The sequence below is a fragment of the Luteibacter aegosomatis genome (genome assembly GCF_023078455.1).
Lineage (GTDB): Bacteria > Pseudomonadota > Gammaproteobacteria > Xanthomonadales > Rhodanobacteraceae > Luteibacter > Luteibacter aegosomatis.
The window spans coordinates 147465-166078 of record NZ_CP095740.1 but is presented as its reverse complement, the minus strand read 5'-3'; the positions used below and the strand labels follow the sequence as shown (position 1 = coordinate 166078).

Here is an 18614-nt window from a genome sequence, read left to right as displayed (position 1 = left end):
CTGGATAACTAGCCACCTCGAGGCTAGGCGAAACCCTTCGCTACTCGAAGGGAATGTAAGGCCGGTCGAACGTCATGTCCTTCACCGCCATGACGTGAAAGCGATAGCCCGGCCGTATCTTCAGCGTGGGTGCCACGTCCAGGTTTTTGCGGAGCATGTCCGCGGCCACCGTACCGATCTGCTGCGCCAGGGCCTGACTGAGTACCGCGGCATTCGAGGATCCGTAAGGATCGTTGCGGGGATCGGTCGTGGACGATGTGAGTCCGGCGGTGATCCCGGAAAGGAAGATCGCCGAACCGAAGATGCGCAGGTAGTGATTGTCGACCTTGTCCGAGAACCCGGCGTATCCCGACGCGTCGACGCCATCCATGGCGCCGATGTCCAGCGCCTTCCCGTCCGGAAACACGATCCGCTGCCAGGCGACGAGCAAGCGGGACTGCCCGAAAACCACTTGGTGGTTATACCGGCCGATGAGCCTCGCCCCTTGCGGGATCAGCCGAAACTTCCCTGTCGCGGTATCGAAGACGTCCTGGCTGACCTGCGCGATGATCTGGCCCGGCAAGTCCGAATTGATGCCGGAAATCATGATGGCCGGGATGACGGCACCCGCACGCAGTTCATAAAGGCTGCGAGGCGATTCCTGCCTCGAACCCAGCACCCAGCGGTCCTCACCCGCCGCACCTTTCCGGTCGAAGGCGCCGTAATCGCCGTTCGCATGTACCGGGACGCGTGGATCGGGTTCAGCGCTGCCTCCCTGTGCCGCGTCGGCGTCGGCGTCGGCCGGCTCGCCGCCTGGCGATTGCGGCGGCTTGTCGACCTTGGTGATCGACGTTTTCGCATGCAGCGCCGTCTGCAACATCTTCATCCGTTCCGCGGCATGTTCATCCGCGGGTCCGGTATCGGACCGCGATGCACCCTCCACGCGCGGTGGAGCGGGGGGTAGCTCGTCGTTCGGCAGCTGCGCAACAGGGATCGCCGGATAGCCTGGCTTGTCGGCCGCCTCAACGACCCCGGCCGTCGCGCCGCTAATGAGCAATTTATCCAGCACGTGACCACTTTCCGGAAGCGCTCCCTGGGAGCTTCCATGACGGATAGGTTCGCCGTCGTCACGCCGCGTGACCATCGTGCCGACCAGGATCACGAAGATCGCCAGCACGCCGCCGATGATCATCAGCGGAACGTTATTGACCCGACGGACGCCCGGGGCGACGTCGTCGGCTTTCGCGGGGACGCCGGCTTCAGGTGCCAGTGCCTCGGCTTCGTTCGGTATCTTTTCCATGGTGGTCACTGGCCTCGCGTCCATGCACCGCCGCCATAGGCATGCGTACCGTTCGCGATCCATAGGCGCGAAAGACGGTGCCTGCCGACGACGACCCGAACGAGATACTGGTTATCCCACAGGGGGATGACCTCGCAGTCGAAGGCCTGAGCGTCCGGGTACGTCGAGCCCATCCGGTAGCCTCTGTCCCGCAGCGAGGCGTGGAGGGCCGACCGCAGGGCACCCTGGGATGACACCGGTTGAAGGGCGATCACCGTGGGGTCGAACTCGACGACGAGCAGCCCGGTCACGTCGTTGACGATCTCACGACGAAGCGGGTCCATGTCTCCCGGAGACGGCATGTCTTTCTTCAGCGGTACGCATGCCGCAAGCGCTCCACCCAAGATGGCAATGGCGAGGCGTCGCACGTTCAACGCTTCCTCTCGATCGTTACCTTGCGCTGTGCCGGGCCTACGCCTGCGACCAGGATCGCCTTGTCGAACAGCGTATCGACGATGTAGCGCCCATCCTGGAGACGGTAGTTGACCAGGACCTCGTCATCCTTCCGGAAGAGGCTTCCGCTATCCCGGACGACAAGAAGCGTCGGCGCTTCCCCCTGGGAGAACGTCGTCGGCATCTCGATAATCGTCTTTACCCCATCGTTGTAGACGCGCGCCGGTTTGAACGGCGCATTGCCGCTGACCCGGTAGTTGAAATCGAGCTGGCCCAGATACTCGTTGGTGCCGGAGCTCCCCTTCCTTGCCTGCTCGGTCGACGCCTTCCTCTTGGTCTCGGCCCACTTGGAGGCCGACGCCGTGGGATAGGAAAACGCGACCCGAGGCATGTACTCCGTGCGATGCGAGCGCAGTCGGAGATGGTAGGTCCGACGATCCGTGGTCACCATGAGCGACGTCTCCAGGCCCACATCAAGGGGCTTGATGACAAGGTGCTGGATGGCGGTGTCGCCGCTGCCGGAAAGGGCCGGCTCCACCAGCCATCGCACCGCGTCGCCGAGATTCACGGAACTCACCTGTTCACCGGGCTCCAGTTCGACGTCGCACACCTGGAGCACGGCGCAGACGATGCTCGGCTGGGATTGGCCGAACAGGAAGCGGATGGCGCCGTCCGGCCCCGGCACCGGCTTGACCGCCGCCGAGGTGCTGGCGATCCACTGACGGGAGATATCCAGTCCCGCCTTTTCGGTGGGGGTAAGCTTCGGGTTGTCGGTCGCCAGGAAGCGATTGGCCAGATCCGCGTCGGTATTTGCCAAGGCGGCGCACGGCAGCCCTAGCGCCAGTACGGCGAGAGCGATTGCTTTGAACACGAGAGAGCCTCTAGAACTGCTTGGACCAGGAGTAGTCCGTGATGAAGATACCGAGCGGGTTCAGGCGAAGGCGGTCTTCGTCCATGTCCTGTGCCTGCGGCGTGGGATCGATGTGGATGAGCGCCCGCATGCGGAAGGGCTTGCCTAGGATGTCTCCCTTGCGGTTTCGCTCCGTCTCCATCCAGTCGACCTGCCAGGTCGCCGTGCTCTGCGGGATGGACGACAGGATTTCCACATTGACGGTCTGCTTCTCCGCCCGCTTGAATGGGTTGCTTTCGGGCGAGCCATTGAGATAGCCCGTCATCTTCTGCGCGGCGGGACTGCTGGCCCGCATCTGCGAGTACACCTTGAAGATGTTTCGCCGTTGGAGGGCGATGTCGGGCGTTACCGTACGCGCATTGACGATGAACTCCGCCAGCGTCGTGCGCACGATGCGCTGATCGAAGTGAGTCGCCAGCGATGCCGGTGCCACCGCCGCCGCTTCGCCGAGCTTGTCGACTTCGACGACGTAGGGCACGAACTTCGACTGGCTGCCGATGTAGACGACGCCACCGACGGCGACGAAAACGACGAGCAGGCAAAGCAACGCCATCGCCTGCCAGAGCGCGCGCGAGGCGATCACGCCGCCGACATGGGAATTCCATGTGCGCTTGGCATTGAGATAAGGATGCGCCAGGCCGTCGGCCGGCTTGGGAACGCGCTTGTAATCGATCTTCCGCTTAGCCATCGTCATGCTCCATAGTCGGCCAGGCGCAGGCCCTTGCCCGCCAGCCACTCATCGACCCACCCTTCACCGTGGCGAGCTTCGAGCGCCCGGATCGCCGCGATGGATTCCTTGTCGGCGTTACCGATGAACGCCAACGCCAGCGGACCCAAGGCCAGGTCGTAGAGGCGACGGCCCTTGTCGGACACGTAGTAGTAATGCCGCTTCTGAACGGCAGTGGCGAGGATCTCGATCTGCCGGGCATTCAGACCCATCCGCCGATAGAGCGCGGCCGCATCCTCGTCCCTGGCGAAGGGGTTGGGCAGGAAGATCTTCGTGGCCGTGGATTCCACGATCACGTCGAGGATGCCGGAGTTCGCCGCATCCGACAGGCCCTGCGTCGCCATGACCACCAGGCAGTTGGCCTTGCGCAACACCTTGAGCCATTCACGGATCTTCGCCCGGAACACCGGGTGGCCGAGCATCAGCCAGGCTTCGTCGAGGATGATGGCCGCGGGCTGGCCCTTCAGCGACGTCTCGATACGCCGGAAAAGGTAAAGCAGTACCGGCAGCACGAATCGGTCGCCCATGGTCATGAGGTCTTCGATCTCGAACACCGCGAAGTCGGAAAGCCTCAAGCCGTCGACACTCGCGTCGAGGAGATGCCCCATGGCTCCATCGGCGGTATAAACCTTCAAAGCCTCGCGGATCGACTCCTCCTGGATCATCAGTACGAATTCGGACAGCGTGGTCGCTCCCGACTGGTGCATCGAGACGATGGCGTTTCCGATCTCGTTCCGCTGCGCGGGCGTGGTCTGCACGCCGTTCAGCGCAAGCATGGAATCGATCCACTCCATGGCCCAGGCACGGTCCGACTTCGTCTCGAGGAACTGAAGCGGACAGAAGGCCAGCTCATCGTCGTCACCACCTACGTCGAAATGCAAGCCACCGCATGCCTTCACGAGCGGATAAAGGGAACGCCCCTTGTCGAAGCAGTAGAGGGACATGCCGGGATACCGGCGGAACTGTGCCGCAAGGATTCCAAGATGGGTCGACTTGCCCGCGCCCGTCGGCCCAAAGATGAACGTATGACCCAGGTCGTTCACGTGCAGGTTGAGACGAAACGGCGTCGCTCCCTGGGTAACGCAATGCATGAGCGGCGGCGACCGCGGCGGATACATCGGGCAGGGAGCATCCGGCTCCCCCGTCCAAATCGTGGCCGTGGGCAGAAGGTCGGCGAGGTTGAGGGTATTGAGCTGGGGACGACGCACGTTCTCCACACCATGCCCGGGGAAACTTCCGAGCAGGGCATCCATGGTGTTGACCGATTCGATACGCGCGGCGAACCCGCGCGCATTGATGGCCTTCTCGATCTGGCGCACGGATCGGTCCAGTCGCACGCGATCGTCGTCGGAGACGATGACGACGCTGGTGTAGAAACCCTGGGCCACCAGCCCGCTGTTGATTTCCGCGATGGCCGCTTCGGCATCCTTCATCATCGACAGGGCGTCGTAGTTCACCGAGCCGCTGCTGGTCTGGAAAATCTGATCGAAGAAGCCGCGCACCTTCTGGCGCCACTTCTTGCGGAACTTTTCCATCTGCCGCAACGCCTCATGGGGATCCATGAAGATGAAGCGATTCGACCAGCGATATTGGCTGGGTAGATCGGCGAGCGATGCCAAAATCCCAGGATATGACTCCAGTGGGAAGCCTTCCACGGCCACCACCTGGATGAAGCGACGTCCGATGCGCGGCGCGACGCCGGTCCAGATATCCTGTCCACCAATCAGGGCATCCAGGTACACCGGGTTCTCCGGCAGCACCACGGGATGGTCCACGCCCGTCACGCAATACTGGAGCCAACGCAGGAAGTCGTCATAGACCAACCGACGGCCGTATTCCGTCAGTTTGCTGTGCGCGCAAAGACGCGTCATCTTGAGCACGCCGGAAAGGCCGTTCTCGAAGCTTGTGCACTCGCGCTGGAACTCGGCGATGAGGTTGGTCGTCTGCTCCGTCTTGCCGGCCACTTCGGCTTCGTCGTCGAACATCATTTCGACGAAGCGGCGCTGGGCGATCTGCGGCGGGTACCAGGTGAGGGTCATGACCATGTAGCCCTCGTAAGTCGTCCCCAGCATCTGGAACAGCCGGCGTCGTTCCTCGTCCATGGCCGCCGATACACGGTCGGGGAAGTGCGAGCTGGCGGCATCCGGGTACTCACTCGCCGGCCGACGAACCGCATCCACGTGCAACATCCAACCGTTGCCCAGCCGTGCAAGCGCCTGGTTGATACGCATGGACGTGGTTTCACGCTGCTCGTCGGTGCTGCTCGCCGCATCGTCGCCTTCGTACATCCACGCCGCCATGAAGGCGCCGTTCTTGCAGACGATGACACCATCCGCGACTACGGCAGCGTAGTTCAGGAGATCCGCGGCCGCCTGTCCGTGCGGGCGACGGAAATCCAGCCGGGGTTCGTTATCGAGCTTGCGAATCGTGATGAACAGGATGATGACCAGCACGGCAACGATCGCCGCCATGCCACAGATGAACCATACGAGTGTCATCGGAATTGCGCCTGCTCGGCTGGGCCGTTTTCACGGAATGGCGTCGAGCGTGCTGGGTAGAATTTTCGATAACGACGCTGACGCAGGTACACGTAGCGCATTTTCGGGTCGGCCTTGGCCATGATTCGAAATATCTGAAGACCAATGACCCATAGGGTCACACCAAAGACGGCAGCCTTTAGATCGTGCGCAGAAAATATTAGTGCGCCGGCCAAGAGTCCGGTAAACAGGACGAGCTCACGATCTCCTCCGAGCACTAAATTGTCTCGGTTACCTGCGCGACGAATAGGAACAGTACGTATACCCACGTCGGCTACCTCATTGTGGTGACGGTGACATTGGGGGATCCACCCGTCTCGCCTTGCAAAACTCTTACGATGGCGCCTGCTTGGACGATGACCGATATGACGAGCACCAGAAACACCATGGTTCGCGCAAACCCACTCAGTTCGCCACCAAAAATAAGCATCGCACCGCAACCCACGATTCCTACAAGCGAGATGATGGTCGCGATCGGACCCGACATCGCCTTCTCAAGCAGGTCGGCATTGGTTTGGAAGGGGAGTCCTTCTGCGAGCGCGAGCGAAGGGAACATTACGCCCGAAATTAGAGCGACGATGATTGCCATTTTTATATTCATATCTCTCATAGACCTCGGCCGACTACAGCCTTTTAGTTATAAATCCAGATTTTCCATACCCGTCTACTGCGAGAACCTCCTGGACTCTACGGCCATGAGGCGTTCGCGAGATGTGGACGATCACGTGCACTGCCTCGGCAATCAGTGGTTCAATCGGATTGGGGGCATCTCGATGCATGCTCACCAGTAGAGATAATCGGGATAGACCAGCGCGCGCATCATTGGCATGCAGGGTCGCTGCGCCTCCCTCGTGTCCGGTATTCCAGGCCATCAATAAGTCGAGCGCTTCCGGCCCACGCACTTCGCCGACCAGGATTCGATCCGGACGCATGCGCAACGTCGTCCGTAGCAATTGAGTCATGCTCACTTCGCAAGACGTCCTGTACTGCACGAAATTATCAGCCGCGCACTGGATCTCACCGGTGTCCTCGATGATAAAGACGCGGTCTCTGGCATCCGTCTCGACCATTCCGCGAATAATGGCGTTGACCAATGTTGTCTTACCGGAACCGGTCCCACCGATCACCAGAATATTTCGATGCGCGCGAATCGCATCCACGATGACTCGTCGCTGCGCTTCCGTCATGACCTCTGAGGCGACATAGTCCTCCAGACTGAAGATGGAGATCGCCTTTTTTCGGAGCGCGAAGGTCGGTGCGCTGACGATGGGCGGCAATTGGGCGGCGAAGCGCGATCCGTCGAGCGGAAACTCGGTTTCGAGCACCGGATTCGAGCGCGTGATTTCCTTGCCGTAATAGCCGGCCGTGGTCTTGATGACGGCTTCGGACTGGCTTGGGCGCATCGTGCCGATGCAGCGCATGCCTTCGCCCAATCGCTCCTGCCAAAGGCGGTGGTCGGCGTTGAGCATGATTTCGACCGTTTTCGGGTCATTGAAAGCTTCGAGGAACACGTCGCCGAGGTCTCGGCGCAGCTTGTCGCGCGCGCGTTCGCGCGTTACGGCCGACAGGCCGCCACTGAACTGGGATTCCATAATGCGGGAGTTCCTCACGTGGCGCGCCCCTCCTGGTCGTCGCCACGTCGTTCACATGGGCAGGCCTGTCCAGGCCTGCCACGGTCATTCAAGCGGCGATGGCCGCTTTTATGGGCGGAGCCGACACCATCGAGTCGTTAGCGCATGGCGCCTTGAAGGAACGATGCATGCCGTGCAGGCCTAGCGAATCGATCGACGCGGGGACGTCGATCTCACAGCGATCGACTTCGCTCGTTCCCCAGCTGACGGTCAGGCGCGACCCTGCCTTGGCGCCACGCGTGAAGATCTTGCTGCCCTGTCCCACGACCCCTATCGCTTGCCCGGCGGCGTCGTACACGGATGCTCCGAAAGGAAGCGCTTGTCCGTCGGGCTTCGTGGCATGAATGAGCAGGGACTGGGCCTGCGATGTCTTGTATTCGAGTCGGGCGAAGGCGCCCGCCCGGGGAGCGACCGACTCCGACGTGCTCTCGAGTTCGACATCGTGGGACGCGCCGCGCGGATCGATGGCGATGGTATTGATCTGGTAGGGGAGCAGTCCGCGTACGACCGCATTGCCATGGCGGTCGAGCCGTACCCCGGCCGTGCTTTCCACGCGAGCGCCTGCGGCGCCCGGCGCATGGATGATGGCGTTGGTTTCGCCGAGCTCCTGCGACAGGGTGAGGCCATCGCGATGTACGACGAGGGCGCCCGCCGCACCGACGGAGTACTGCTGCCCCCCGCCGCTCAAGGTAGCCGCGCCGATGCGGTAGCTACCGGCATGGGCACGATAGGCGAGGCTTCCGCTACCGGCGTTGCTGCCATGACCATCCTGCCGCGAGCGACTGGCCGTGACGTTGTAGGACAGGGTGCCATCGCGGTCGGCATATCCGTTCAATGAGGCGAGCGTGCTGCTTCCGGCTCGGCTCCCCTGGGTATGCGTAGTATTCAGGCTGGGCGCCCCGGGCGCATGACCCAGCGGTATCGAAAGAGACACATAAACCGTGGTGTCGACCTCGCCGCTTTGCCTGCCCGGGATGGCACTCAATACGTTGCCCAACCTGGCACGCTGGACGGAGACGTTGTAAGACATGGAACGCCAGCCACCACCGTAGGCCACCGAGAAGGCCGAGTCGCGACCCCGCGCGCCCCAGTAGTCGCTGATGGAGCCGGTCAGCGAGAGCTGCCCCTGCCCCAATGTCTGTGCGACGGTCGCCTCGAATCGGCCGCGTTCGCCGCCAGCTTGCGGATCAAGGCCGCCATACTTCAGATACGAACGGATGCGAGCGGCGTCCGTGACACCCAGGTAATCTCGCGTCGAGAAGCGGTAGGCCGCCACTCCGAAGTTCGTACCCGTGGAAAGCACCGAGCGGTTGTAGCGAAGCCGGGTGCTCACGCCTCGCCGCACTCCGCCATACCGGAACGCGGCGCGCGACGCCGTCACATCGAGCGATACCGCACCGAACGGAAGGTTGATGGCGCCGCCAAGCAGGCCCGACCCATAGCTGTTCGAGGCCGTCGTCCCGGCGTAGAGCGTGGTGTTCGTCGTGAGACCACGCTGGTAGGTAGCCTGGAATACGAACGGCGTATCCGCCACGCTGTTATCCACGACTTGGCCCGCGGCGACGGCGAATCGGTACGCTCCTTCGCGCAACATCTGCGGCACGGAGGTATAGGGCACGACGAAGGTTCGCGTGCGGCCGTCGGCCTCGGTAACGGTCACTTCCAGGTCGCTTCCGTACCCGGTGGGGTAAAGGTCGTCGATCTCGAACGCGCCCGGCGCCACGGTGGTGCTGTGAATGAGGTAGCCGTTCTGCCGGATGGCGACCTGGGCGTTGCTCTGCGCGATACCGCGAACGGTCGGTGCGTATCCTCGTTGGGAGGCCGGTAGCATGCGTTGATCGCTGGCGATCGCTATGCCGCGCAGCCGCACGCTATCCAGGATCTCACCGCTGGTATAACTATCGCCCACCGTCAGTCGCGCCCGTGCATCCGTGAGGTCGTGCTGTGCGTAGGTCTGCGTGTTCTGCCAGCGGTGCCGTCCATCACGCAGGCTCATGTTGCCGGTATGGCGGAGACGCCATCCGCCGAGATTGGCCCCGGCGCGAATGCCTCCAAACGTGGCCGTGCTACGGCGCTCTCCGGACCGCACATGGTACGTATTGACGTTGTAGTTGAGCATGGCCGTCGTTTCGCCGTCGTCCCAAAGATCGGGACTGACGTATCCCCGTGCCCGTGAGGCCATGAAAGCCTGGGGAATCGATACGTGAAGGATCTGCTCGGAATCGTCGAAGTCGATCGACGCTCCGGGCAGGTAGTCGCCGATGTGTCCGCAAAAGGGCTCATCGGTGAGCGGCTTCACGGAGTTGCCGGATGCCACCTGCGTGGCGAGTTTGTCCGGATCGAGGCCGAACCGGATCAACATGCCGCGATCCAGACAGGGCTGCGCACTCTCGATGCCTGGCACCTGACGAAAGGTGACTTCGCCCATACCGGGGACCGGTGTATCGTTAACCCGGATGGCGGGCCGGTAAACCCCCGCAAGGGTGACGTTGCCACGCTCGAATCGAGAGAGGTCGACCGGGCCCGCGACGTGAAGGAAATCGCTGCTGAAGGCCGCCTGCGGTGCCGGCTCGGGATCGACAAGGGCGTTTGCCTCCTCGACGCAGGCGATTGCCAGCGATAGCGCAACCGCCAGTCGCTTTTGCACAGGCAGCAGCCTACGTCCGGATCGAATTGTCCGTGGGGTGTCGATCATGATGCGTCGCCAGCGGCGGGGGTTCGCCGCGTTCGGTGGAGTAATGTGTCAGAGGGTCGTCGAGTGTTCGACGAAGCCGCCATAGTCATTGATGGTCTGGTACGTCACGTCGGCCTTTTCGGTGCCGGACGACAAGCTCTCCACCTCGATGCGCTTGCTGGAACGGGGAGCAAGAGCAAACGGTTCGATGGAATGTGAACCTCCATCCGCCTTTAATGAGGCATCGTTGACCGTGACGTGAAAAGCGCTGTCGTTATGAACACTGACGGCGTTCGTGCCAACTCTCGACCATACGAGGTGACTTGCTGCGTCGTCCGGCGTGCCTTTGAGCCCTTTGGGGCGATAGAAGAGCTTGAGTCGGTATCGCACGGCCAATTGGATATGATTGCTGTCGTTTTCGGTTTCCGCAGGTTTCGGTGGAACCTCGAGGACGTTGATCCAGAACTGGCTTTCACGGTCGATGGGTAGATCGGCTTCCGTGAACGAGATACGAAGGGTCTGGGCTTTCCCGGCCTCGATGCGCGCAATGGGAGGCGTGAGATTGAAAGGTACGTTGACCGTTTCCGGCGTAGCTTTTGCATCGCCACTGTCGATCCATGCCTGCGAAAGCACCGGCGACTTGCCGACATTCGACACCTTGACCGTAATTTCCTTGTCGTCCGCCGCATAGATGTAACGCGTGGCATTCATGACGACGCTGGCACTGGCCAGCGTAGAAACCACCGAAAGCGAAAGTCCCAGGATTGCGGCCCGCGCTCGTGTCGAGCCCGTCTTTCTAGCCATGATCGACATCCTTGATGAAGCCGCCGGCCAGCGGCCGGCAGCTTTTCCATGAGAGGCTTTTAACCTGCCGGCTCGTAGTTGACCGTGTAGCGGACCAGGCCATTCGCCGTGCCGGCGGTGACCGGGCCGATCGCTTCGTACGAGGCCGTGTGAATGATGGTGGCCTGGTTGTCCTGCACCGTCTTCTTGAAGATCTTCTGGTCGTCCTTGAGGTGCATCGCCTCGTTGTTTTCGTTGAACAGGCGGATCTGGACGCCGGCTGCGGCGTTCGGGCCCGGGGTGACCTTGACCATGCCGGTCACGAGGTCGACCAGGGTGGGGTCTTCATCGAATCGGGCCCACACCTTGGTGCCGTTCGGGCACGAGGTTTCACCGGGGGCGCCGACGGTGATCACGATGGACGCCTTGCCCTGGCGGTCGCCGACATTGGCGAGGTCGCCGGCGCTGATGCTGCCGATATCGGCGACGAGCGGAGCGCTGCTGCCGCCATTGATGGTGCAGGTGACGTTAGCGATGGAGCCGGTGAAGTTGATCGTCCCGCTCTCCGCGAAAGCGGGCGACGCGGCGAAGCCTGCCAGGAGCAGGGCGGAGGTGATTGCCTTGAGGTTCATCCAATTGACCTTGTACTGATTTCGACTGGCCGAGCCGGCTTGCCCCGGCAAAGGGACGGCGTGACGCGGCCCCACGTGATCGCGGTACGTCGATGTACCGTGACCACGTGGAAATTTTGTCGGAATCAAACAGGCTTACATATAGAAACATTCTCAAAAATCGGGATTTTTTGCCGATTCGCCGACGTGTTGAAACGGATGTTTCACCGTTTTTCTCAGACGTCCGCCTAGCCGAATGTGCTACGCGCGCGCACGGCAGTTATCGGCCGATCTGCCTCAGCGGCTTGCCGCCCATGAGGTTGCGTTCGATCTGTTCCAGCGTCACGCCCTTGGTCTCCGGCACCAGCCAGAACGTAAGCACGATGAACACGGCGTTGAGCGCGGCGTATAGCCAGAATGTCTGCGCGTTGCCGAACCCGCTGAGCAGGCTGAGGAAGGTGGCGCCGACGATCATGTTGGTGACCCAGTTGGTGAAGGTCGAGCAGGCGATGCCGAAGTCGCGTCCTTTTAGGGGCTGCACCTCGGAGCATAGGGTCCAGATGAGCGGGCCGGCGGACATGGCGAATCCCACGATGAAGAGCAGCAGCATGCCCACCGTGAAGAACTGCTCGCCGCGCGAGTGGATGCCCATGCCCATCATCGTGCCGACCACGCCCAGCCCGATGGCCATGATGGCGAAGCCCGCGTAAAGGATGGGCTTTCGGCCGAGACGGTCGACCAGGCCGAACGCGATGAGCGTCGCCAACACGTTGGTCAGGCCAACGGCTGCGGTAAACCACATCTGCGCGTGGGTGTCGTATCCCATGTCCTTGAAGATGCGTGGCGCGTAGTACATCACCACGTTCATGCCGGTGAACTGCTGCATGGCCTGCAACAGCACACCGAGGCCCACCGAGCGGCGGAAGTTCGGGTTTTCGCGGAACATGCTCCACCCGTGCTGCGGCGTCTTCAGCTGCTCTTCGATATCGGCGACTTCCTTTTCGACCACTTTCTCGTCGCCGCGAAGCTTCGCCAGCACGACCTGCGCATCTTCGCGACGTCCTTTCAGGAGCAGCCAACGGGGACTATCGGGGAGAAAGAACAGGCCCACGAGGAACAGCACGCCTGGCGCGGCGATGATGCCGAGCATCCACCGCCAGTTGCCCGACGCGCTGAACGCGGTGTCGGAGAGGAAGGCCAGCAGGATGCCCGTGGTGATCATCAGCTGGTAGGTCGAGATCATGGCGCCACGGATGCGCTCGGGTGCCACTTCGGCGAGATAGAGCGGTGCCGTGAAGGTAGCGACGCCGATCGCCAGCCCGAGGACGAAGCGCGCGACGATGAGGATCTCAGGGCTCCATGCGGAAGCGCAGAACAGGGATCCCGCGATGAACAGCACGCCGCCCAGGAGGAGCGACCGCTTTCGGCCCAGCGAGGCGGACATCCAGCCCGCGCCGAGCGCCCCGACGGCAGCGCCGGCCATCATCGCGCTGACGATCCATTCGATCATGTGATCGTCGATCTTGAATTCGGCCTGGATGAACTGTTGCGCGCCAGAGATGACGCCGATGTCCAGCCCGAACATGAGGCCCGCCAGCGCGGCGAGTATGCATGTGGTGACGACGGCCGCCTTGGGGTGGGCGGCCTCGACCTGTTGCTTGATGGCGACGTCCATAAGTCGTGAACCCTTGGAGAAGGATAGGATTCATGGCATTGGATGCCGCGTGATGTATGGATCCCGTCGCGTTCGTGTCTGTCCGCCGTGATCGTTCAGACCCAGCCGCCGTCCACGATGAAGTTCTGTCCCGTGCACATGCGACTGTCGTCGGCGGCAAGAAACAACGCCATCCTCGCAAGATCCTCCGGCATGAGGTGACCGGGAAGGCACTGCACCCGGCGGATTTCGGCTTCGCCTTCGTCGTCCAGCCACAGTTCGCGCTGCTTGTCGGTGATGACCCAGCCCGGGACGAGGCAGTTGATGCGGATGCGGTCGTGGCCAAGCTCACGTGCCATGCCGTACACGAAGCCGACGATGGCCGCCTTCGCGGTGGCGTACATCGGGTACCCGGCGTTTTTCTTCATCCAGCCGGTCGACCCCAGGCAGATGATGGAACCCTCCCCCGCCAGGCGCATGTCGGGCATGACCGCCTGGGTCGCGAAGTACTGGTGGCGCAGGTTGGTGGCGATACTGCGATCGAAATCGTCCACGCCGGTGTCGGCGATCTCATGGCGGACGTCGTTGGCCGCGTTGTTGACGAGCACCCCGACCGGACCGAACGCGTCGCGCGCCCGTGCCACCGCATCGCGCAGGGCGTCCACGTCGGTCAGGTCGCATCGGATGAACAGGGGGGCGTGGCGGCTATCGGCCAGGCGCGACGCCAGGGCCTTGCCGGCGTCGTCGGCGATGTCCAGGAAGGCCACCTTCGCGCCCTGCGCGGCGAAGTGCGCGACGAAGGATTCGCCGATGCCGCTGGCCCCGCCGGTGATGAGCACGGTACGGTCGAGCAGGCTGGGATAGGTGGCGAACGAGGACATCGGGGGCTCCAGAAGTGGTAGGCGCACAGGTATACCAGAGCCCGTCGCCGCCTCGCGAACCTGTTCCGATACCGTGATGGCCTCGGTATCGTCGTTTCTCGCCCAAGGTACGTCCGAGGCCACGCCGCGCTCCGTTCCCGGGCTATGCGCGCCCGCCGAGCCGGCGCAAGACGACATCCGCTTGCGCCGGCCGTTACGAGGCCGCCGTCACGCGATGGCCCAGGGATCGTAGGTTCCGAAGTACCAGAGGTGGCCTTCCGGGTCCCGTGCCGAGTAGCCCGCGCCGCCATATTCCTTTTCCTCGTAGTCGTCGACGATGACGGCGCCCGCGTTCCTCGCGCGCTCGTAGTGCGCCCGCAAGTCGCCCCTTACCGTCACGCAAGCGCATTGCGTCTCGCGACCCATGACTTCGTCGGGCTGCACCATGTGCCTCGCGAACGGCGTATCGTCACGCACCGAGCCCAGCATGACCATGCCGTCCCCATAGGTGAGCTGCGCATGATCGACGAGACGCCCGTCGTTCTCGTCGGCGTAGACGGCTTGCCTTTCGAAACCGAACGCCTTGCAGAGGAAATCGATGGCTCCGAGGGCGTCACGGTATCGCAGGCAGGGGATGACGGTGCTGGGCATGGCGTTGGCTCCGGTCGGGGTCGGATCGACCATACGTCGCTCAGGCCAGCTCCGCCACTGCCCTGCGCACGGTGTCGATGCCGCCGGCCTGGAACTGGGTGGCGCGAGCCACGTCGGACACCCGGTCGAACAGCGACGACACGCAGGTCAGGATGGCGCGCATGGCTTCGCCGGCTTCGCCGCTGCGTTCGTTGCCCTCCCGCACCCGCTCTAACGTACGCTCGATGAGCTCGCGAATGTCACGGGCCGACTCCGAACTGCGTTGCGACAACATGCGCACTTCATGGGCTACCACGGCGAAGCCGCGCCCCTGGCCTCCCGAGCGCGCGGCCTCGATGGCGGCATTGAGGGCGAGGATATTGGTCTGGAAAGCGATGGAATCGATCAGGCCGACGATCTCGGCGATGTCGCGCGCGCCATCCTGGATGGCCGACATCGTGGCGATCACCGCGTCGACCATCGCGCTGCCGTCGCTGGCGGAGCGGCTGGCCTCGGTTGCCAGGGCGTTGGTGATCCGCGCCTGCTCGGCGATGGCCGGTACGGTGTCGGCGAGCTCGGCAAGGGAGGTGTGAAGGGTGCGCGTGGCCCGTGTCTGCGCCGTGACATCGGTGGCGTACTTCACCACCTTGAACGGTCGGCCCGCCATGTCGAATATCGGGTTATAGGTGCCCTGGATCCATACTTCGCGGCCGCGGCTATCTACCCGCCGATAGAGCGACGCGTCGTATTCGCCGCGCCCGAGCTTCTCCCAGAAGTGGCGGTATTCCGCGCTTTCGCGATCCGCGGCATCGACGAACATGCGGTGGTGCTGGCCGATCACCTCGTCGCGCGAGTAGCCCATGGTCGCGAGGAAATTGTCGTTGGCCTCGAGAATGAGGCCGTCGAGCGTGAAGCTCACCACGGCCTGCGCCTTGTCGATGGCCGCCAGGCGGCCCTCCATGTCGGCGGTGCGCAGGCGTTGCTCGGTGACGTCGGTGGCGAACTTCACCACCTTGGCCGGACGGCCCCAGCGATCCATCACCGGGTTGTAGCTGGCCTGGATCCACACCTCGCGCCCCCCGGCGCCCAGACGGCGATAGAGGCCCACGTCGGGCCGCCCCGTGCGCAAGCGTTCCCAGAACGCGGCGTATTCCGCCGACGCCCCTTCCTGCGGATCGACGAAGATACGGTGATGGTGGCCGAGGATGTCGCCCTCCTCGTAGCCCATGGCGTCGAGGAAGTTCCGATTGGCGGCAATGATGGTGCCGTCGAGCGCGAATTCGATCACCGCCTGCGTGCGGTTGATCGCTTCGAGCTTGCCGCGGACATCGTCCGTCGTGCCCGGAAAAAGGGAACGGATACCCTTGAGAAGCGCGTAAGCCATGTGGGAATCCCTCTGAACCGATGCCGGCCTTCCTTATCGACCCTCGGCAGCCGCCGCTGAACGGCACCTGCCGAATATGCGCACGACTTGCCTTATTCCATCAGCCCGATCCGCAACTCGCGCGAATCGCCACGTCCCCGGTCGTCCACCGCGCGGATCAGGAATCGCCCGCTGCGCTCGGGTGCCCACATCAGCGCTTGCCCGGGAGCCGCGCTACCGAGGTAGGCGTCGTCGACGAACCAGTAAAGCATGCGCGCGCTCGCGTCGCTGGTCGCGGAGAAGGCGATCTTCTCGCTGCCCAGCCGCGATACGCGGATCTGGTACGTGCTGCCCTTGAGCGGGGAAGTGATGCTCGGCGGATCCCCCGCCACCTGCCCACCGCCCTGGCAGTCCGGTAACGGTGGAGGCGCGCGGCGCGGCATGCCGGCCTGCGCGAAGACGCGGGCCAGGTCGGAAGGCCAGTATTCGTAGACGTCGGTGCGCGTGCGGGATGGATCGTAGGGGGGACAGGCCGGCTTGCCCGTATGCGTATCGACGACGACCGGGCGGTGCACGGTGCTTACGCGAATGGGTGATTTGCCGGGAATGAACCACGTGCTGCCCACCTGGGGGCACCATGCGTTGGGCAAATCACCGCTGGCGATGCAGATGGGCACGCGACGCAGGTTCGGCGGATTGCGTCGCACCGGCTCGACCAGCCCCGGCCGTTCGGCGCGAAGCGCATCGGCGATGCGGAAAAAGAGCGGCGCGGCGGCTTCCACGCCGATGAAAGCCGGGTTGCCCGACCCGTCGAAGTTGCCGACCCACACCACCAGCACGTAAGGACCGAAACTCCCCGCCGTCCACGCATCGCGAAAGCTCCACGACGTTCCCGTCTTCCAGTACAACGGCAGTCGCGAAGGCTGCGCGGCCACCGCGTCGTCCGGGCGCGGGTTCTGCCGAAGCATGTCCATCACCATGAAGGCCGCCTCTTCGCTGAGCAGGCGCGTGCCCTTCGTACGGGGCGCGTCGGCAAGCATGCGCAACGGACGCCATTCGCCACGATTGGCCAGCATCGCGTACAGACCACCCAGCTCCTGCATGGTGACTTCGCCGCCCCCCAGCACCAGCGCGAGGCCGTAATGCTGCTCGCTAGCCATGCGCGAGATGCCCGCATCGCGAAGGAACTCGTAGAGGGTGGGATGCCCGAGCCGCGAGGCCACCTGTACCGCGGGAATGTTGCGGCTGCGCACGAGAGCCTGCGTCGCGGTGACGGGCCCGAGGAAATGTCCGTCGAAATTCTCCGGCGTATAGGGCCCGAAAGCGGACGGCACGTCGCGCAAGACGGTTTCCGGATGCAGCAGGCCCTGGTCGAAGCCGAGGGCGTAGATGAAGGGCTTCAGGGTGGAGCCCGGCGACCGTTTCGCCAGCGTGCCGTTGACTTGGCCGAAGATCGAGGCATCGAAGTAATCCGCCGAGCCGACCATCGCCTTCACGCCCATGTCGCGCGTATCGATGAGCAAGGCGGCGGCGTTGCGGATACCGCGGTCGCCGGCATGCTCCACGTACTGGCGCACCTGACGCTCGAGACTGTGCTGCAGGCCGAGGTCGAGCGTGGTCTTCACGCGCATGTCGTCGTCGCCGTCGATGCGGCGTTCGGCCAGCACCTGTTCGACGAAATGCGGCGCTTCGAACGGCAGGCGCGACAACGAACGCAAACGCAGCGGCAGGTCGAAGAGCGGCCTGGCGGCCTCGTCGACCGGGTGTCTTGTCGCCCAGCGTTCGAATAGACGGTCGCGCGAGGCCTTCAGGTTGGCGGCGATCACCGTGCTGCCGTTGATGCGTCCCGGAACGCCACGCGCGGGCTCCTGGGGGATGACCGCGAGCGTCAAGGCTTCGGGCAGGCTGAGTCGCGAGGGCGGCTTGCCGAAGTACGCGAGGCTCGCCGCGCCCACGCCTTCGACGTTGCGGCCGTACGGTGCGGCGTTGAGATACGCCTCGAGGATGTCGTGCTTGGAATACAGAAGCTCCAGCTGCACGGCACGCGCCGCCTGCACCAGCTTGCCCGCCGGATGGCGCGTATCCAGGTGCCAGATCAGGCGCGCCAGCTGCATCGTGATCGTCGACCCGCCCTGTGGATTGCCGTGGCGCACATAGGTGATCCAGGCGCCGCGCATCAGGCCCCAGGTCGACACGCCGGGATGCCAGCGGAACCAACGGTCTTCATGCAGCAGCACCCCGTCGACGAGCGACGGCGAGATGTCTTCAAGGGGCACCCAGAGGCGATAGCGGTCGTCGCTGGCGAGGGTGAGCCGCAGCAGGCGACCGTCGGCGTCGTAGATCGCCGTCGACGAGGGAAACCAGGCGCGCAGCGGATCATGCGGCCACAGGCGAAAGCCGACCAGCACGGCACCGACGAGCAGCAGCGCGGCAAGGAGGTTGTGCCAGTGGGTGCGGAGGATCTGTCTCATCGGCCGATTCATCGCTACGTCCCACCGCGGACAGCCCGCCCCTCGGTAGGAA

At 63.5% G+C, this 18614-nt stretch carries 15 protein-coding genes and 2 pseudogenes; all 17 read right to left on the bottom strand.

The window, feature by feature from the left end:
- Positions 1–40: 40 nt before the first annotated feature.
- Entirely contained in the window at positions 41–1279 is a 1239-nt protein-coding gene (locus L2Y94_RS00690) for a TrbI/VirB10 family protein (protein ID WP_247375383.1), read from the bottom strand.
- A gap of 5 nt (positions 1280–1284) precedes the next feature.
- Positions 1285–1686, bottom strand: coding sequence for a hypothetical protein (locus L2Y94_RS00685; protein WP_247372270.1), 402 nt, complete (start codon positions 1684–1686; stop codon positions 1285–1287).
- A gap of 2 nt (positions 1687–1688) precedes the next feature.
- Complete coding sequence (gene trbG / locus L2Y94_RS00680; RefSeq protein WP_247372268.1) at positions 1689–2582, bottom strand: P-type conjugative transfer protein TrbG; 894 nt, start codon at positions 2580–2582, stop codon at positions 1689–1691.
- A gap of 10 nt (positions 2583–2592) precedes the next feature.
- Entirely contained in the window at positions 2593–3309 is a 717-nt protein-coding gene (locus L2Y94_RS00675) for a VirB8/TrbF family protein (protein ID WP_247372266.1), read from the bottom strand.
- A 2-nt stretch (positions 3310–3311) separates the two neighbouring features.
- Positions 3312–5846, bottom strand: a complete 2535-nt coding sequence (locus tag L2Y94_RS00670; protein ID WP_247372264.1) for a VirB4 family type IV secretion/conjugal transfer ATPase — start codon at positions 5844–5846, stop codon at positions 3312–3314.
- A complete protein-coding gene (locus L2Y94_RS00665; protein ID WP_425602479.1) occupies positions 5843–6103 on the bottom strand; it encodes a conjugal transfer protein TrbD in 261 nt (86 codons plus the stop codon). Before L2Y94_RS00665 ends, L2Y94_RS00670 begins: the two co-directional genes overlap by 4 nt.
- 56 nt (positions 6104–6159) lie before the next feature.
- Positions 6160–6474, bottom strand: a complete 315-nt coding sequence (locus L2Y94_RS00660) for a TrbC/VirB2 family protein (RefSeq protein WP_247372260.1) — start codon at positions 6472–6474, stop codon at positions 6160–6162.
- Positions 6475–6508: 34 nt separating this feature from the next.
- The gene (trbB, locus tag L2Y94_RS00655) at positions 6509–7477 is read right to left on the bottom strand and encodes a P-type conjugative transfer ATPase TrbB (RefSeq protein ID WP_247372259.1); all 969 of its coding nucleotides are present in this window, start codon (positions 7475–7477) and stop codon (positions 6509–6511) included.
- A gap of 88 nt (positions 7478–7565) precedes the next feature.
- Positions 7566–10211: a fimbria/pilus outer membrane usher protein gene (locus L2Y94_RS00650; protein ID WP_247372257.1), complete on the bottom strand. Its 2646-nt coding sequence runs from the start codon at positions 10209–10211 to the stop codon at positions 7566–7568.
- A 48-nt stretch (positions 10212–10259) separates the two neighbouring features.
- On the bottom strand, positions 10260–10994 hold the full coding sequence (locus L2Y94_RS00645; RefSeq protein ID WP_247372255.1) for a fimbrial biogenesis chaperone: 735 nt from the start codon (positions 10992–10994) through the stop codon (positions 10260–10262).
- A 59-nt stretch (positions 10995–11053) separates the two neighbouring features.
- The gene (locus tag L2Y94_RS00640) at positions 11054–11605 is read right to left on the bottom strand and encodes a fimbrial protein (protein WP_247372253.1); all 552 of its coding nucleotides are present in this window, start codon (positions 11603–11605) and stop codon (positions 11054–11056) included.
- A 259-nt stretch (positions 11606–11864) separates the two neighbouring features.
- On the bottom strand, positions 11865–13259 hold the full coding sequence (locus L2Y94_RS00635) for a sugar porter family MFS transporter (protein ID WP_247372252.1): 1395 nt from the start codon (positions 13257–13259) through the stop codon (positions 11865–11867).
- A gap of 95 nt (positions 13260–13354) precedes the next feature.
- Positions 13355–14119: an SDR family NAD(P)-dependent oxidoreductase gene (locus L2Y94_RS00630; protein WP_247372250.1), complete on the bottom strand. Its 765-nt coding sequence runs from the start codon at positions 14117–14119 to the stop codon at positions 13355–13357.
- Positions 14120–14326: 207 nt separating this feature from the next.
- Entirely contained in the window at positions 14327–14749 is a 423-nt protein-coding gene (locus L2Y94_RS00625) for a VOC family protein (RefSeq protein ID WP_247372248.1), read from the bottom strand.
- Positions 14750–14789: 40 nt separating this feature from the next.
- A pseudogene (locus L2Y94_RS21375) lies at positions 14790–15191 on the bottom strand (methyl-accepting chemotaxis protein); the annotation flags it as partial.
- Between the two features lie 150 nt (positions 15192–15341).
- Positions 15342–16034, bottom strand: a pseudogene (locus tag L2Y94_RS21370) (PAS domain-containing protein); the annotation flags it as partial.
- Between the two features lie 170 nt (positions 16035–16204).
- On the bottom strand, positions 16205–18562 hold the full coding sequence (gene pbpC, locus L2Y94_RS00615; RefSeq protein ID WP_247372244.1) for a penicillin-binding protein 1C: 2358 nt from the start codon (positions 18560–18562) through the stop codon (positions 16205–16207).
- Positions 18563–18614 lie beyond the last annotated feature (52 nt).

Coding starts and splice junctions, on each gene's coding strand:
- trbB (WP_247372259.1), bottom strand. CDS start 7,477: ATGGAATCCCAGTTCAGTGGCGGCCTGTCGGCCGTAACGCGCGAACGC.
- L2Y94_RS00635 (WP_247372252.1), bottom strand. CDS start 13,259: ATGGACGTCGCCATCAAGCAACAGGTCGAGGCCGCCCACCCCAAGGCG.
- L2Y94_RS00625 (WP_247372248.1), bottom strand. CDS start 14,749: ATGCCCAGCACCGTCATCCCCTGCCTGCGATACCGTGACGCCCTCGGA.
- pbpC (WP_247372244.1), bottom strand. CDS start 18,562: ATGAGACAGATCCTCCGCACCCACTGGCACAACCTCCTTGCCGCGCTG.
- L2Y94_RS00650 (WP_247372257.1), bottom strand. CDS start 10,211: ATGATCGACACCCCACGGACAATTCGATCCGGACGTAGGCTGCTGCCT.
- L2Y94_RS00670 (WP_247372264.1), bottom strand. CDS start 5,846: ATGACACTCGTATGGTTCATCTGTGGCATGGCGGCGATCGTTGCCGTG.
- L2Y94_RS00660 (WP_247372260.1), bottom strand. CDS start 6,474: ATGGCAATCATCGTCGCTCTAATTTCGGGCGTAATGTTCCCTTCGCTC.
- L2Y94_RS00630 (WP_247372250.1), bottom strand. CDS start 14,119: ATGTCCTCGTTCGCCACCTATCCCAGCCTGCTCGACCGTACCGTGCTC.
- L2Y94_RS00645 (WP_247372255.1), bottom strand. CDS start 10,994: ATGGCTAGAAAGACGGGCTCGACACGAGCGCGGGCCGCAATCCTGGGA.
- L2Y94_RS00675 (WP_247372266.1), bottom strand. CDS start 3,309: ATGGCTAAGCGGAAGATCGATTACAAGCGCGTTCCCAAGCCGGCCGAC.
- L2Y94_RS00640 (WP_247372253.1), bottom strand. CDS start 11,605: ATGAACCTCAAGGCAATCACCTCCGCCCTGCTCCTGGCAGGCTTCGCC.
- L2Y94_RS00690 (WP_247375383.1), bottom strand. CDS start 1,279: ATGGAAAAGATACCGAACGAAGCCGAGGCACTGGCACCTGAAGCCGGC.